General features: G+C 56.3%; 16 protein-coding genes. 4 read left to right on the forward strand and 12 right to left on the reverse strand.

The window, feature by feature from the left end; genetic code table 11:
* Both AKL27_RS28525 and AKL27_RS28530 read left to right on the forward strand, forming a co-directional pair.
* A partial coding sequence (locus tag AKL27_RS28525) for a hypothetical protein (protein ID WP_232311061.1) occupies positions 1-250 on the forward strand: 250 nt, incomplete at its 5' end.
* A 241-nt stretch (positions 251-491) separates the two neighbouring features.
* Positions 492-713 carry a hypothetical protein gene (locus AKL27_RS28530; protein WP_408609781.1) on the forward strand — a complete coding sequence of 74 codons (222 nt, stop codon included), beginning with the start codon at positions 492-494 and terminating at the stop codon, positions 711-713.
* Between the two features lie 90 nt (positions 714-803).
* On the opposite strand, the gene AKL27_RS21500 is transcribed toward AKL27_RS28530, so the two are convergent.
* From AKL27_RS21500 to araD1, 10 genes are all read right to left on the reverse strand, one after another.
* The gene (locus AKL27_RS21500; protein WP_050464916.1) at positions 804-1352 is read right to left on the reverse strand and encodes an acyloxyacyl hydrolase; all 549 of its coding nucleotides are present in this window, start codon (positions 1350-1352) and stop codon (positions 804-806) included.
* Between the two features lie 233 nt (positions 1353-1585).
* The gene (locus tag AKL27_RS21505; protein WP_050464917.1) at positions 1586-2479 is read right to left on the reverse strand and encodes an SMP-30/gluconolactonase/LRE family protein; all 894 of its coding nucleotides are present in this window, start codon (positions 2477-2479) and stop codon (positions 1586-1588) included.
* Between the two features lie 177 nt (positions 2480-2656).
* Positions 2657-3403: an SDR family oxidoreductase gene (locus tag AKL27_RS21510; RefSeq protein ID WP_050464918.1), complete on the reverse strand. Its 747-nt coding sequence runs from the start codon at positions 3401-3403 to the stop codon at positions 2657-2659.
* Between the two features lie 9 nt (positions 3404-3412).
* A complete protein-coding gene (locus AKL27_RS21515) occupies positions 3413-4585 on the reverse strand; it encodes a fumarylacetoacetate hydrolase family protein (RefSeq protein WP_050464919.1) in 1173 nt (390 codons plus the stop codon).
* 147 nt (positions 4586-4732) lie between these two features.
* On the reverse strand, positions 4733-6268 hold the full coding sequence (locus AKL27_RS21520) for a UxaA family hydrolase (RefSeq protein ID WP_050464920.1): 1536 nt from the start codon (positions 6266-6268) through the stop codon (positions 4733-4735).
* Between the two features lie 65 nt (positions 6269-6333).
* Positions 6334-7140 (reverse strand): transporter substrate-binding domain-containing protein, encoded by an 807-nt coding sequence (locus AKL27_RS21525; RefSeq protein WP_050464921.1) that lies wholly within the window; start codon positions 7138-7140, stop codon positions 6334-6336.
* A 25-nt stretch (positions 7141-7165) separates the two neighbouring features.
* On the reverse strand, positions 7166-7900 hold the full coding sequence (locus AKL27_RS21530; RefSeq protein ID WP_050464922.1) for an amino acid ABC transporter ATP-binding protein: 735 nt from the start codon (positions 7898-7900) through the stop codon (positions 7166-7168).
* Positions 7884-8534, reverse strand: a complete 651-nt coding sequence (locus tag AKL27_RS21535) for an amino acid ABC transporter permease (RefSeq protein ID WP_050464923.1) — start codon at positions 8532-8534, stop codon at positions 7884-7886. The genes AKL27_RS21530 and AKL27_RS21535 overlap by 17 nt, the downstream gene beginning before the upstream one ends.
* A 9-nt stretch (positions 8535-8543) precedes the next feature.
* Entirely contained in the window at positions 8544-9227 is a 684-nt protein-coding gene (locus AKL27_RS21540; RefSeq protein ID WP_050464924.1) for an amino acid ABC transporter permease, read from the reverse strand.
* Between the two features lie 181 nt (positions 9228-9408).
* The gene (gene araD1, locus AKL27_RS21545) at positions 9409-10404 is read right to left on the reverse strand and encodes an AraD1 family protein (protein ID WP_050464925.1); all 996 of its coding nucleotides are present in this window, start codon (positions 10402-10404) and stop codon (positions 9409-9411) included.
* 210 nt (positions 10405-10614) lie between these two features.
* On the opposite strand from araD1, the gene AKL27_RS21550 reads away from it, so the two are divergent.
* Both AKL27_RS21550 and AKL27_RS21555 read left to right on the forward strand, forming a co-directional pair.
* On the forward strand, positions 10615-11595 hold the full coding sequence (locus tag AKL27_RS21550) for a LysR family transcriptional regulator (RefSeq protein WP_050464926.1): 981 nt from the start codon (positions 10615-10617) through the stop codon (positions 11593-11595).
* Positions 11596-11672: 77 nt separating this feature from the next.
* Positions 11673-12437 (forward strand): DUF3047 domain-containing protein, encoded by a 765-nt coding sequence (locus tag AKL27_RS21555; RefSeq protein ID WP_050464927.1) that lies wholly within the window; start codon positions 11673-11675, stop codon positions 12435-12437.
* Between the two features lie 12 nt (positions 12438-12449).
* Here the strand turns inward: AKL27_RS21555 and AKL27_RS21560 are convergent, their stop codons facing one another.
* Together AKL27_RS21560 and AKL27_RS21565 are read right to left on the reverse strand one after the other, a co-directional pair.
* Entirely contained in the window at positions 12450-12803 is a 354-nt protein-coding gene (locus AKL27_RS21560; RefSeq protein ID WP_050464928.1) for a DUF1304 domain-containing protein, read from the reverse strand.
* 212 nt (positions 12804-13015) lie between these two features.
* On the reverse strand, positions 13016-14209 hold the full coding sequence (locus AKL27_RS21565; RefSeq protein WP_050464929.1) for a M20 aminoacylase family protein: 1194 nt from the start codon (positions 14207-14209) through the stop codon (positions 13016-13018).
* Between the last annotated feature and the right edge of the window lie 3 nt (positions 14210-14212).

Genomic DNA, 14212 nt, shown 5'->3' on the forward strand with positions numbered 1-14212 from the left:
ATGCTCTGCTTTTCCCGTCAATTTCCTTTGTCTTTTACATCCTTTTATCAAGGCAGGAGGTCGCAAAGCAATGTCTTTGCCCGGCAATAAATCCCTCATCTCTCTTCATATCAGCACTCATCCAGAATTTTTGGCGCTTGCAGTGCCTGTAAAACACACCTCATACGCCATGTTACCGTCGCTGGTTTTTGCACTGAAGAGTTCTGCGGGCCTGTCTTTTGTCCAAACGGCAGCAAGTTTTAACGAATGAGTGGAAATCAATCAAATGTTCGCGCATAGTCAAGCTTACAAATGCACACAATGTCGGGTAGGCATTCAGTATCTTTCGAACGTTATGACACCACGGCAGTGATTTTCTCCGACTGCAGTCCTTGTATTTGAGGAAAGTTGCATCTTTCCGCAACCAGAAAGATGAACGAACGGATCGACGGCCACAGGCGCCGATCAACTTGAAGCAGCTGAGTGTATTTTTGACAGAAAGCGTGGATATGATGAAAACCTTGACTCTGATTTCGGCTGCTGCACTGGCGTTTGCGGTCAGTGGCTGTGTAGTGGCACCGCCTGCGGGACCTGCTTATGCAGCGCCTCCGGGTGTCGTTTATGTGCAACCGACTTATGCTTCGCCAGGTGTCGGTTATGTGTGGGCATACCATCCGCACTATGGCTGGGGTTGGCATCACCCGCAATATGGATGGCATCGCGGATGGCGTTGAGCGTATTTTGCGATGCGCAGAGAATGATCGCAGACGTAAAAATGCCGGCTTGAAGCCGGCATTTTTTTATGCAGCTCGCTTTTCAGAAACTCAGAAGCGATAGCTTGCACGCAGGACGGCGAAGTTCACGCCACCGTTTGGCTGCTTGATGCCGCCATTCGAAAAGTGTTGCAGTTTCAGGCCAAGATCGAGGCCATTGGCGAACACATAGCCGGCGCCGAGGTGGTCACCGAACTGGAATGCGGTCGACAATTTCTTGCCGGCGTTGTTATACAGTTCGGAAAACAAATGAACGCCGATACCGGCTTCACCGTAAAAACCCTTCTTGTCGTCACGCTGAAAACGGAACACCGGCGTAAAGCCGATATCGACGAAATCCTGCTTCTGGCCGTCGATATCGTTATAGCGGTTGCCGTGCCATTGCGCCAGCGACAAGTCCCAGTAGCCGCCGATATGGGTGCCGTTTGACTGCCACCATTTGTTTTGCCAGTCCCATTGGGCAGCCAGACGCAACATCTGTGTGTTGTTACCGGTGCCGAATTCGACTGATGCTGAGTCGACGGCATAGCTCGGTGTTTGCATGCAAATAAAGGCGGCACTCGCGATGGCAAGTTTCAAGGCAATTTTTTGTATTGTCATGAGATGAACGTGATTGAGTGAGTGTTGAAATTGATTAAAGCTCGTATTTAAAGGCTTTGTGTCGCGCTGCTGGAACGATATATGACAGGTTGACGACATGAAAGTATTCTCTCATAACTAGCAAAATGCGTTCTGGCCGATAGTATTTCTAAGGGCGGGAAATAAAATTCCGTTGGTCCGCCGACACAAAAAGGCAGGTCATCCCCGACGGATCCGCCGGTTTGCAGGATCGATCATCGCAAATAGGGAAACTCCAGCAATCCCGGTGTCTCCACCCGCAGCGAGAGCACGCAGCCGGACAACGGATATTGCTCAAGTTCTTGCGGGCTGCGATTATGCCGGCCGGTGGTGATATACAAGGTACGCAAGTCATCGCCACCGAACGCGACCATGGTCGGGCAGCGCACCGGTAATGCAATCTCTTGCAGAATGTCGCCGCTGGCCGATAAGCGCAGCAGACGGCCACCTTCAAACATGGCGCACCAGTAGGCATTCTCACTGTCGACTGCGGCACCGTCGGGGCGACCGCCGTAATTTGCGGCAGTCTTGTCGGTATCAAACTGTTTGAACAGACGCTGATTCGATGTGATCCCGGTAGCGAGATCAAAATCATAAACATGGATGCGATGCGCCGGTGTATTGGCGTGGTACATCAAACGATGATCATTGCTGAAAGCGACGCCGTTGGAAGTGGTGACCGCATGACGGGCATCCCGAATCCGGCCGCGCTCTATGCAAAACAGCGAGCCGAGCAACTGATCCCGCGGTTCATAGATGGTGCCGGTCCACAAGCGCCCCATGGCATCGCAGCGGCCATCGTTGAAGCGGATCTTGTCCTGGTCATAAGGTGCATCCAGCATCGGCGTCAGGCCGCCGGTATCAGTGTCCAGATGACTCAGGCCGGTACGCAAGGCAACGATCAATCCGCCATCTGCATCGCGCGCAATACATCCGGGCTCTGCCGGCAGCGGCCATGAACGGTGCTGATCGTTCCGGGTATCCAGGCGGTGCACTGCACGTCCCGGAATATCGATCCAGTACAAAGCTGATTCTGCGGCATGCCACAGAGGGGACTCTCCCAACTGCATGGGCGTGGAACAGGCAACCTGAACGGAAGGGTGAGACATGACGGCTCCTGAAGACTAAGCCCGCATTATGCGCCGTTCAGCCTGCGGGCGACAAGCCGACAAGCTGCCAGTCTGCTGTAGGATTTGCGGAGAAGTTTGAAGCTCGGGAATGAAATGGTATCAGAGTCGCCGCCGTACTGCGTGCAGCCCGGCGGGATAAAGCAGTGCCTGCCTGGCTTAGTTGGACCAGCCGCCGTCGATCATGTGGATCGCGCCAGTAGTGAATGCCGATTCATCTGACGCCAGATACAGCGCCAGTGCCGCCACTTCTTCTGCCTTGCCGACGCGGCCCATTGGTTGTCGGGCGACGAAGGCTTGACGTACTTCGTCTTCGCTCTTGCCGCTTTCCTTGGCTTGCGAAGCAATACGCTGATTCAGCGATGGCGATTCGATGGTGCCCGGGCAAATCGCATTGCAGCGAACGCCTTGAGCCACGAAGTCCGCCGCCACCGATTTGGTCAGGCCTACCACTGCGGCTTTGCTAGCGCCATAAGCGAAACGATTTGCCACGCCCTTGACGCTCGAAGCGGCTGAAGCGATGTTGACGATCGCGCCCGATTTGCGCGCCAGCATGCCTGGCAGAACTGCGCGAATAGTGTGGAACATGGAGCGTGCGTTCAGATTGAACGAGAAATCCCACGCCTTGTCATCGCATTCCAGAATGTTACCGGCATGCACATAGCCGGCGCAGTTGAACAGCACATCGATGGTGCCGATGCTATCCACCAGTTTCTTGATGGCGGCGGCATCGGTGACATCCAGCACATGCGTTTCCACGCCTTGCAGCGAGGCCAGTATTTCCTGATTGATATCGGTGGCGATGACGCGGGCACCTTCACGCGCGAACAGTTCCGCCGAGGCGCGGCCGATGCCTTGTGCGGCTGCGGTGATGAGAACGGTTTTTCCAGCGAGACGTGATGACATGGGATTCCTTTAAATGAGTTTGCGTTGTGCCAGATTCTTGAACAATGCCGACAGACCAAAGGTCCATGGTGCAACCTTATCGGTGTAGTTCACCTTGTTCACCAGCGCGCCGAGGCGTGGCGTTTCGATCGTGACGATGTCGGCCACCTGATGCGTGAACCCCTGACCCGGGCCAAAGCGATCTTGCGTCGGTGCAAACATGGTGCCGAGAAACAGAACCAGACCATCCGGATACTGGTGGTTGGGGCCAATGGCATGCTCAACCAGATCCAGCGGATCGCGGCTGATCATCGACATTGAACTGCTGCCTTTGAGCGTGAAGCCTTCAGTACCATCGACCCGCATTGTAAGTTCGGCGATGCGGATATCGTCAATTGAAAAGTTTGCATCAAACAAGCGAATGAACGGACCGATTGCGCAAGAAGCATTGTTGTCTTTGGCTTTGCCGAGCAGCAGTGCGCTGCGCCCTTCGAAGTCGCGCAGATTGACGTCGTTGCCGAGTGTGGCGCCGATGGTGGCGCCGCGGCTGTTGACCACCAGGACGATTTCCGGCTCGGGATTATTCCAGACCGACTTCGGATGAATCCCAACTTCATCGCCGAGACCAACCGACGACAGCGGTTGCGCCTTGGTGAAAATTTCAGCGTCCGGGCCGATGCCGACTTCCAGATATTGCGACCAGACACCTTGCGCCAGCAGCACATCCTTGAGCTTGGCCGCTTCCGGCGAACCCGGCACCACGCTCGACAGATTGTCACCGATGACGGCCGTGATGGCCTTGCGCACGGACTCCGCTTTGCCGGCATCGCCACGCGCCTGTTCTTCGATCACGCGCTCCAGCATGCTGGCCACAAAAGTTACACCGCTGGCCTTGACCGCTTGCAGATCAATCGGTGCCAGCAGCCATGGTTTTGCCGTATCGCGGGTTGAGATGTCGGCATTGGCCAGCAACGCATCGAGTGTCGCCAGGCGCGGCAAGGAAGCTTGTGCCACCAGCGCTGCCGGCTGTTCCAGTTCCAGCAATTGACTTGAGGTGGCGGCGATCGAGGTCAGATCGTACACGCCGTCGGCTTGCACTTTCACCAGCACGGGGCCTGTGCCCGGCGCCCAGATGCGGCCGATCAAAATAGCCTGATGATGATCCTCTGGCAGATGTGCCTGAGAGGTGAATGCTTGTGCCATGCCTGTGTGCTCCATGTGTCGGGAAAAAAGGGAAGCCGGTATTGCCGCAGCCTGAGTGCTCTGCCATGCAGCCTGGCCTGAAATGCAGTTGCAGAAAAAACTGCTGCCGGTGCGATTCACGCAGGCAGCAGCCGGGTACCGCTTAGTTCAGGTATAGACGCCGATATGCCACGGCACGAATTCATCTTGGCCGTAGCCATGCAATTCGCTCTTGGTCTTTTTACCGGACGCCGTATCGAGAATCATCTGGAAGAATTGCGCACCGATGTCTTGCGGTGTTGCCGTACCATCGGCAATTTCACCGCAATTGATATCCATGTCTTCTTCCTGACGCTGCCACAACGCGGTGTTGGTCGCCAGTTTCAGCGATGGCGAAGGGGCGCAGCCATATGCCGATCCGCGACCGGTGGTGAAGCAGATCACGTTGGCGCCGCCGGCCACCTGACCGGTTGCAGAGATAGGATCGTAGCCGGGCGTGTCCATGAACACAAAACCCTTGGCCGTCACCGTCTCCGCATACTTGTAGACATCAACCAGATTGGACGTGCCGCCCTTGGCAACGGCGCCGAGCGATTTCTCGAGAATGGTGGTCAAGCCGCCAGCCTTGTTGCCGGCCGAAGGATTGTTGTTCATTTCAGCGCCGTTCTTGGCGCAATACTCTTCCCACCACGCGATACGCGCCAGCAGTTTTTCGCCCACTTCGGGAGAGACGGCGCGACGTGTCAGCAAATGTTCTGCGCCGTAGATTTCCGGCGTTTCAGACAGGATTGCGGTACCGCCATGACGGACCAGCAAATCGACTGCGGCGCCCAATGCCGGGTTCGCGGTAATGCCGGAATAGCCGTCGGAACCGCCGCATTGCAAGCCCAGCGTCAAATGCTTGGCCGGTACCGGTTCGCGTTTGATGTTGTTGGCCGCGGGCAGCATTTTCTTGATTTTCTCGATACCCAGTGCCACCGTCTTGGCCGTGCCGCCGGTGCTCTGAATGGTGAAGGTATGGAAGTATTCGTTTTCTTTCAGATTGTGGGCTTCCAGCAAACCTGAAATCTGATTGGTTTCGCAACCCAGGCCGACCAGCAATACTGCTGCGAAGTTGGGGTGCCTGGCATAACCGGCCAGGGTGCGGCGCAAAATCTGCAGTGGTTCGCCGAGCGAATCAACGGCGCAACCGAGTCCGTGGGTCAAGGCGACGACGCCGTCAACGTTGGGAAAATCGGCCAGTGCTTCAGGATGAATATCGCGTCGGAAATAATCCGCAATCGCGCGTGCAGCCGTTGCCGAACAATTGACCGAAGTCAGCACGCCGATGTAGTTGCGTGTAGCGACGCGGCCGTCGGGACGGACGATGCCCATGAAGGTTGCCGGTGTTTCGATGTAATCCACCGGTTTGAAATCGGCGCCGAATTCGTGCGCGCGCGCAAAGTCTGCCATCGCCAGATTGTGCGTATGCACGTGCTGACCTGGCTCGATGGCTTGGCTGGCAGTACCGATGATTTGTCCATAGCGCTTGATGGGCTGACCGGCTTCGATGGCACGCGTTGCCATCTTGTGACCTGCGGGAATCAGCGCAGCAATGCGCAGTCCGCCTTCTTCCTCAAGAATGGTCCCGGGTATCAGCTGGCGACGCGCGATGACAACATCATCGACTGGATTCAATCGGATGACGGGAGAAATAGGTTTCATGATGATCTCGATATAGGGAGAGTGTCGCCGCAACTGCCATGAGGCAGGCCGCGGCGACGGGCATGTTACTTGGCCGCGAACTGTGCCAGGTCAGGCATCGGGGTACCGACCCATTGTTGATAGATCTTGCCCAGATTGCCGTTCTTGGTATTGGTATCAATCCATGCGTTCAACCACTTTTGCAGTTCAGGATCGTTTTGACGGATACCGATGGCGTAAGGAATATCCTTGATGGCGAACTTGGTTTCCAGATTCTTGGATGGGTTCTGACGGGCAATCGCTGCTGCCAGTGCGTTCGGTGTGCACAATCCGTCGACCTGACCGGAGACCACCGCGGCGGTCACTGTGGCATCGTCGTCAAAGCGCACGATGGTGGTGCCCTTTGGTGCCAGCGGCGTCAACAGCGAATCTTGCATGTTGCCGCGTACCACGGCGATGCGCTTGCCTGGCAAGTCGGCCAGACTCTTGATGGCGGCGCTCTTCGGTGCTGCCACCACGAATTGCGATGCGCCGTAAGGGTGAGTGAAGGTGATGACCTTGGCGCGTTCAGGTGTGATACTGAATGTCGCGATCACCATGTCTGCCTTGCCGGTCATCAGGAACGGCACGCGGTTGGGGCCGGTCACCTGCACGATTTCCAATTCCACACCCAGGTCTTTTGCCAGCAGACGCGCAGTCTCGACATCCGAGCCTTGCGGTTCCAGTTTGGCATTGGTCATGCCGAATGGCGGCGCGCCCAGATCGACGGCGATCAACACTTTCTTGCGGGCCTTGATATCGGCCAGCGTGTCAGCGTGTACAACTTGCGCGAAGCAAACCAGGCCAAGGGCGACGGCGGCGGCTTTTTTTGTGAAATTGAGTAGATTTTTCATGTGGTCTCCTGAGTTCGTGATGGTGTTACAGATCGCTGCTTACAAATTTGGCCAGTTCGGCCGTTTGGGGATTGTTGAATAATTCATCCGGCGGGCCCACTTCCCAGACTTTGCCCTGATGCATGAAAACCAGGATGTCGGCCAGTTTGCGGGCGAAAGCCATTTCATGCGTGACCAGCACCATGGTCATGCCCTGGGTCGACAAATCTTCCATGACTTTCAATACTTCCGAGGTCAGCTCGGGATCGAGCGCGGAAGTCACTTCATCGAACAACATCAGTTCCGGTGCCATTGCCAGTGAACGGGCAATCGCCACGCGCTGCTGCTGCCCGCCCGACAACTGTTCCGGATAGGCATCCTTCTTCGGTTCCAGTCCCACCAGCGTCAGCACATTGTGCGCGATTTTTTTTGCTTCCGCAGATGAAAGCTTTTTGATTGTCGTCAGCGCCAGCGTGATGTTGCGTTCGACCGTCAGATGCGGAAACAGGTTATAGCTCTGGAATACGATGCCGACCTGTTTGCGCAATTCGCGCAGGTTCAGGCTGTCGGGCTGATGAATGTCATGGCCGCAGACCTTGATGTCGCCGGAGTCAACCCGTTCGAGTCCATTGAGGCAGCGCAGCAATGTGCTCTTGCCGGAACCGCTGCGGCCGATGATCGCAACCATCTGACCTTTTTGTACGTCCAGCGATACGCCATTCAGCACCTTGACCGCGCCGAAGCTCTTGTGGAGATCTTTGATACTAACGATTGCTGACATTCAATTTCCTTTCAAAGTGCTTGCTGAGCGCCGACAGCGGATAGCAAATACAAAAATAGATCAGGGCGACACATCCGAAGACGGTAAATGGCTGGAAGGTCGAGTTGTTGATGATCTGGCCGGCGCGCGACAAGTCGACAAAGCCGATGACCGAAGCCAGCGAAGTGTTCTTGACGATTTGCACCATGAAGCCGACGGTCGGCGGAATTGCGATCTTGAACGCTTGCGGCAAAATCACTTTTTGCAATTGTTCGAAGCGGTTGAAACCGAGACATTCGGAGGCTTCCCACTGGGTCTTGGGGACTGCTTCGATACAACCGCGCCAGATTTCACCGAGAAACGCGGCGCAATAAATGGCGAATGAAATACCGGCGGCGACCAGCGGCGACAACTTGAAGCCGGCGATGGCCAGGCCGAAGTAGGCCAGGAACAACACCACCAGCAACGGGATGCCTTGCACGATCTGGATGTACCAGCTGGCAATCCGGCGCAGCCATGGCGAGCGCGAAATACGGCACAAGGCAATCACGAAACCGAAACCGCCGCCGCACACAAAGGCCACCAGTGAAAGCACGATGGTCCAGACTGCCGCCTGCAGCAGATATTCAAAATGTAAAAGGCTGAATGTGGTCACGCTATCTCCTTACAGGTTGGTGCCAAGTTTGCGCTTGCGCACAAATGCTGTTTTCCCGATCAGCCAGAATGCGGCACGGAACAGGAACGACAGGGCGAGATAGGCAACTGCAATCACGACATACACTTCAAAGCTTCTGAATGTTTCCGATTGCACCAGATTGGCGGTCGCGGTCAATTCTTCCGCCGAGATTTGCGACGTGATACTCGACGCCAGCATCAGCAGGATGAACTGACTGGTGAGTGACGGATAAACCCGTTCCACCGCCGGCAGCAACACCACATGCCAATACACGTGGGCTTTGGACATGCCCAGGCATTCGGCCGCTTCGATCTGACCCGGATGAATCGAGTTGATGCCGGCGCGCATGATTTCCGCCGTGTAAGCGCCGACGTTGACCGTCAGTGCAATCACGGCAGCGGTTTCTGCGGTCAGTTTCAGACCGATGCTGGCCAAACCGAAATACACCAGGAACACCTGTACCAACAATGGCGTGTTGCGGATGATTTCGACGTAGGATTTGACGACCGCTTGCAGCAAAATGCTTTTGCTTTTGAGCGCGATCGCGCACAAGGTGCCGACCACAAAGCCGAGCACGATGGATAACGTGGACAACTGAACTGTCAGCCAGGCGCCGTATAACAAGCGGTCCCAGTGGACGAACACACTCATGAAATCAAATGTGTAATGCATGAAATCTCCGATTCAATAAATCGCCCCGGATGAACAAGGACAGACCCGGTGGCTGATGCTGCGCTGCCCTCGGTACGGCGTCTGCCGGTTGCTTGCCGGGACTCCCAACTACTTCTGCGAAATCGGCATGTATTGCATGCCGCAGGATGAAGAAAATCAGGCGGTCGTCTTGCAGGACGCCTTACAGCACCTTGACGCCATCGACGGCAACCCGCGATTGCTCGCGCACGATGCCGTTGATCAGCGGTTCGCCGAAATCGGGCAAACTGATTTCGAAGGCATCACCCAGTTGGGTACGTACGCCATCGGCAAACGACAAGGTCGCGGTGCCGAAGAAGTGCACGTGGATATCGCCGGGACGCAGGAACTGGTTGTACTTGAAATGGTGGTATTCCAGATTTTCGATGGCGTGACACATGTTGTCCTGGCCGGACAGGAATTCCTTTTCCCAGATCACGCGGCCATCGCGACGGATGCGGCTCATGCCGACCAGATTGGCGGGCAGGGTGCCGACCAGCAATTCCGGACCGAACGAGCAATAGCGCAACTTGGAATGCGCCAGATACAGATAATTCTTGCGCTCCACCACGTGATCGGAAAATTCATTGCCGATGGCGAAGCCGATACGGTGCGGATGGCCGGCATCATCAATCACGTACAGCCCCGTCAGTTCCGGTTCTTCACCAGCATCTTCAGCAAACTCCGGTACCGGGAACGGCGCGCCTGGCGCCACCACGATGGCGCCGTCGCCTTTGTAAAACCATTCCGGTTGCGCGCCGACCTTGCCCGCGCCGGGGCGACCGCCATCCAGACCCCATTTGAACATGCGCATGGTATCGGTCATGGCATCTTCGTCGTCGCCCAGCTTTTGATGCATCTTGTCGCGCGTAGAGGCGCTGCCCAGATGTGTCAGACCGGTGCCGGACACCAGGCAATGCGCCGGGTCGGCATGATCGAGCGGTGCCAGAATGCGGTTTTCTTTGAGAATGTCGGCGTAGACGTCCTGCTCTTCGCCACGCAGCAGTTGTGCCTGACGTTCCAGTGAATTGTTTTGGCGGATCGCCAGCAAAGCCAGTTCACGCATGGTGCTGACGTCGGCAACGACATTGATGGCTGCGCCGTTGACGATGCCGACCTTGCGCACGCCCTGGCGATTTTCAAATTGAATCAGTCTCACAGAGTCTCCGTTCCGAGGCGAGAAACTTGCAAGTCGTCGATGCTGTGCTGCAGCATGAATGTCTTACGCATGCACCGTCCCGGCTGTGGGCCCGATTGCAAGTGTCTCCGTAAATAAATCGCGTCTTTGGCAGTTGCTGTCAAACAGCTGCGAATAGATGCGTTAGCATTGTGGTTTTTCTGGAACTGAATATAAGAGGCTTCCCCAACGATGTCTAATGACCTTAATTCATCAGGTGATAACCGACTCGAAACGCAGGCTGCAAGCTTGCCTTCCGTCAATGCCATCGTCAGCCGCCTGCGGTTCCGGCAGATGGCGCTGCTGACCGCGCTCGATGAACAGGGCTCGCTGCACAAGGCGGCAGAAGTGATGCACATGACACAACCTGCTGCCACCAAAGCCTTGCACGAAATGGAGTCGGCGCTTGGTGTGATCTTGTTTGACCGGTCGTCGCGCGGGATTGAGGCGACCGAGCTGGGGCGTTGCGTGATCCGTTATGCGCGGCTGATCCAGAGCGATGTCAGCAATCTGCGCGATGAATTGCAAGGCATGCTGAGCGGGCAGGGCGGCCGCCTTTCGATTGGCACCATCATGGGGGCGGCGCCGCTGATCACGCGCGCCATGATGCGCCTGCGCGAAGTGCAACCCGAAGTGTCGATTGAAATCATGGAAGACACCAGTGCCCGCCAGTTGCTGCTGCTGGACCAGGGCCACATCGATTTGATGATCGGCCGTTCATCCGTCAGTTCGCAGCCGCAAATGTACAACTATGAAATGTTGCGCGGCGAGCCGATGTGTATCGTCACCGGTGTTGACCATCCGCTGGCGACGGCGCAAAAGGTGCGCTTTCAGGAATTGATGACGTCGTCATGGATTCTGTACTCCAGCAATATGCCGATGCGCATCTGGATCGAGCATGAATTCAAGCTGGAAGGATTGAAAGTGCCCGGCAATGTGATCGAGACCGCGTCGTGGTCGGTGACCGTGACATTGCTGGCGCAATCGCACTCCCACATGGTGGCAGTCATGCCGCTCGACCTGGCGCATTTCTTTGCAGCGAAGAAAATGTTGTGTATTCTGCCGGTGCAATTGAAGACCCGGATTGAGCATTATGGTATCGTCACGCGAAAAAATACGACGCTGTCGTCGATAGGGAAAATGTTCATCAACATTTTGCGACAACAGAATTGATGGTTGATTGATGCCGGCGCTGCCGGCATTTCACTGTAAAGAGCATAATGAAGTCTGCTTTGAAGCATTTCTCCGCCATGACATCTGTGAGCGTGCTGGCGTTGCTGCTGGCTGGCTGCGCGAGTCAGGGGGGCAAGAAGGTGCATGACCCGGTCGCCAAGCAGCAGCGGCTGGATCAGTCGCTGGCATTGTTTTCCACCAACCCGCCGGGCGCCTTGCCCAAGGATTGGGAGCCGCTGATTCTGGTGCGCAAGAAAAAACCGACCGAATATGTATTGACCGATCTGGATGGCCGTACCGTCTTGCACGCGGCGGCAGACAAGGCATCGTCAGGTTTGCGGCATGAGGTCAGCATTGATCCGGCCCGGCAACCGTGGCTGAGCTGGACCTGGAAGACCAATCAACTGATCCCCGGCGCCGACAACAGCAAGCGCGATACCGAAGACTCACCGGTCCGCATCGTGCTGGCATTCGATGGTGATCGCAGCAAGCTGTCCTTCATGGATACGATTCTGTTCGATACGGCGAAACTGATTTCAGGCCATGAATTCCCTTACGCCACCTTGATGTACATCTGGGAAAACCAGGCGCCGGTCGGTACCGTCATTCCCAATACCCGGACCGGACGCATCCAGATGCTGGTGGCTGAAAGCGGCCCGAAGAATCTGGGGCAGTGGATGAAGTATCAGCGCAATATTGTCGAAGACTATGAAAAGGCCTTTGGTGAGAAACCGGGGCAACTGATCGCCGTCGGCGTGCTGACCGATACCGACAATACCGAAGAGACGATTGAAGCCTGGTATGGCGACATTCGTCTCTTGCGGCAGCAGACCGGCGGTTGAAGACCGTTCCGGCTAGCGACTCGCCAGCAGCGCCAGCAAGGCCAGCAGCGCCGGCAATCCTTGCACGTAGAGGATCGAGCGCTTGGCCGTGAGGCCGCCGTAAATGCCGGCAATCAGTACGCAGCTCACAAAAAACAGTTTGATCGCCGGATCATCGACCAGCAGGCCCCAGATCAGACCGGCCGCCAGAAAGCCGTTGTACAAGCCCTGATTGGCGGCCAATACCTTGGATGCCTCAGCGGTGGCGCGCGATTGGCGGAAGGTCTTCAGCCCGATCGGATGCGTCCACAAAAACATTTCCAGTACCAATATCCAGATATGTTCGATGGCGATCAGCGCAAGCAGCAGGTCGGCAGTCAGTTTCATGGCGGCGGTCCGTTATGGTTGTTTGTTGTCACCGGGAATCATGCCTGAAATTGCCGGTGTTGTGGCGTACTTGCCGCCATCGCTTTGCCAGCCGGCGGCGCAGCATCGGAATGGCGTCGGATCTGACTGAAAGTTGCCGCAGAGCTGACAGAAAATGCGGCACTGATTTGCTCAGTGCCGCGTTTTTGTATTGCCGGCCTGGAACCGGATGGCTACTGCTGTTTCAGGAACGCTTCCGCCAGTCGCACCCAGTAGGTCGCGCCAACCGGCAGCAAGTCGTCATTGAAGTCATAGCTGGGATTGTGCAGATTGCAGGGGCCGAGACCGTGGCCATGGTCGCGGTGGCCGCCTTCGCCGTTGCCCAGAAAGACATAGCAGCCGGGTTTGTGTTGCAGCATGAAGGCAAAATCTTCTGCGCCCATGGTCGGTTCCACATTGCCATCGACCTGATCGTGACCCACCACATCGCGCATGACTTCAATCGCGAACGCAGTTTCGGCTGCATGGTTGATCAGCGGCGGATAGTTGCGCAGGAATTTGAATTCGACTTCGGCATCGAATGCCGCTGCGGTATGCGCGGCAATTTCACGCATGCGGCGTTCGATCAGATCCAGCACCGGCAAGTTGAAGGTGCGCACGGTGCCGATCAGGGTTGCAGTATCGGGGATCACATTGGTGGCGCTGCCGGCATGAATCTGGGTAATCGACACCACCGCAGGGTCGTTCGGATTGACGTTGCGGGCCACAATGGTTTGCCAGCTTTGCGCGATTTGCACCGCCGTCATTACCGGATCAATCGCCTTGTGCGGTTGGGCCGCATGCGAGCCCTTGCCCTTGACGATCACTTCGAATTCATTGCTCGAAGCCATCATCGGACCGACTGTCACGCCGAACTGTCCGGCTTTCATGCCGGGCCAATTGTGCATGCCGAACACGGCATCCATCGGAAATTGTTCGAACAAGCCATCCTGGATCATGCGTTCGGCGCCACGGCCACCTTCTTCGGCCGGCTGGAAAATGACATACACCGTGCCATCAAAATCGCGATGCTGCGACAAGTGATAGGCTGCGCCCAGCAGCATCGCGGTATGGCCATCGTGACCACATGCGTGCATCTTGCCGGCATTTTTCGAAGCGTGGGCGAAGGTGTTGAGCTCCGGCATCGGCAGCGCATCCATATCGGCACGCAAGCCGATGGCGCGTTTGCTGCTGCCATTGCTGATGATGCCGACCACGCCGGTGACACCCAGACCGCGCACCACCGGGATGCCCCATTCGGTCAGTTTGGCGGCAACGACGTCGGAAGTACGCTGTTCTTCGTAGCTCAGTTCGGGATGGGCGTGAATGTCGCGCCGGATTTTTTGCAGTTCACTCTGGAATTGGATAAGCGGATCAATCAGTTTCATGGT

The sequence above is a fragment of the Herbaspirillum autotrophicum genome, from assembly GCF_001189915.1.
Lineage (GTDB): Bacteria > Pseudomonadota > Gammaproteobacteria > Burkholderiales > Burkholderiaceae_D > Herbaspirillum > Herbaspirillum autotrophicum.

Excerpts from the sequence above, each read along its gene's own strand:
- AKL27_RS28530 (WP_408609781.1), top strand. The coding sequence starts at position 492 with ATGAAAACCTTGACTCTGATTTCGGCTGCTGCACTGGCGTTTGCGGTC.
- AKL27_RS21500 (WP_050464916.1), bottom strand. The coding sequence starts at position 1,352 with ATGACAATACAAAAAATTGCCTTGAAACTTGCCATCGCGAGTGCCGCC.
- AKL27_RS21505 (WP_050464917.1), bottom strand. The coding sequence starts at position 2,479 with ATGTCTCACCCTTCCGTTCAGGTTGCCTGTTCCACGCCCATGCAGTTG.
- AKL27_RS21510 (WP_050464918.1), bottom strand. The coding sequence starts at position 3,403 with ATGTCATCACGTCTCGCTGGAAAAACCGTTCTCATCACCGCAGCCGCA.
- AKL27_RS21515 (WP_050464919.1), bottom strand. The coding sequence starts at position 4,585 with ATGGCACAAGCATTCACCTCTCAGGCACATCTGCCAGAGGATCATCAT.
- AKL27_RS21520 (WP_050464920.1), bottom strand. The coding sequence starts at position 6,268 with ATGAAACCTATTTCTCCCGTCATCCGATTGAATCCAGTCGATGATGTT.
- AKL27_RS21525 (WP_050464921.1), bottom strand. The coding sequence starts at position 7,140 with ATGAAAAATCTACTCAATTTCACAAAAAAAGCCGCCGCCGTCGCCCTT.
- AKL27_RS21530 (WP_050464922.1), bottom strand. The coding sequence starts at position 7,900 with ATGTCAGCAATCGTTAGTATCAAAGATCTCCACAAGAGCTTCGGCGCG.
- AKL27_RS21540 (WP_050464924.1), bottom strand. The coding sequence starts at position 9,227 with ATGCATTACACATTTGATTTCATGAGTGTGTTCGTCCACTGGGACCGC.
- AKL27_RS21550 (WP_050464926.1), top strand. The coding sequence starts at position 10,615 with ATGTCTAATGACCTTAATTCATCAGGTGATAACCGACTCGAAACGCAG.
- AKL27_RS21555 (WP_050464927.1), top strand. The coding sequence starts at position 11,673 with ATGACATCTGTGAGCGTGCTGGCGTTGCTGCTGGCTGGCTGCGCGAGT.
- AKL27_RS21560 (WP_050464928.1), bottom strand. The coding sequence starts at position 12,803 with ATGAAACTGACTGCCGACCTGCTGCTTGCGCTGATCGCCATCGAACAT.
- AKL27_RS21565 (WP_050464929.1), bottom strand. The coding sequence starts at position 14,209 with ATGAAACTGATTGATCCGCTTATCCAATTCCAGAGTGAACTGCAAAAA.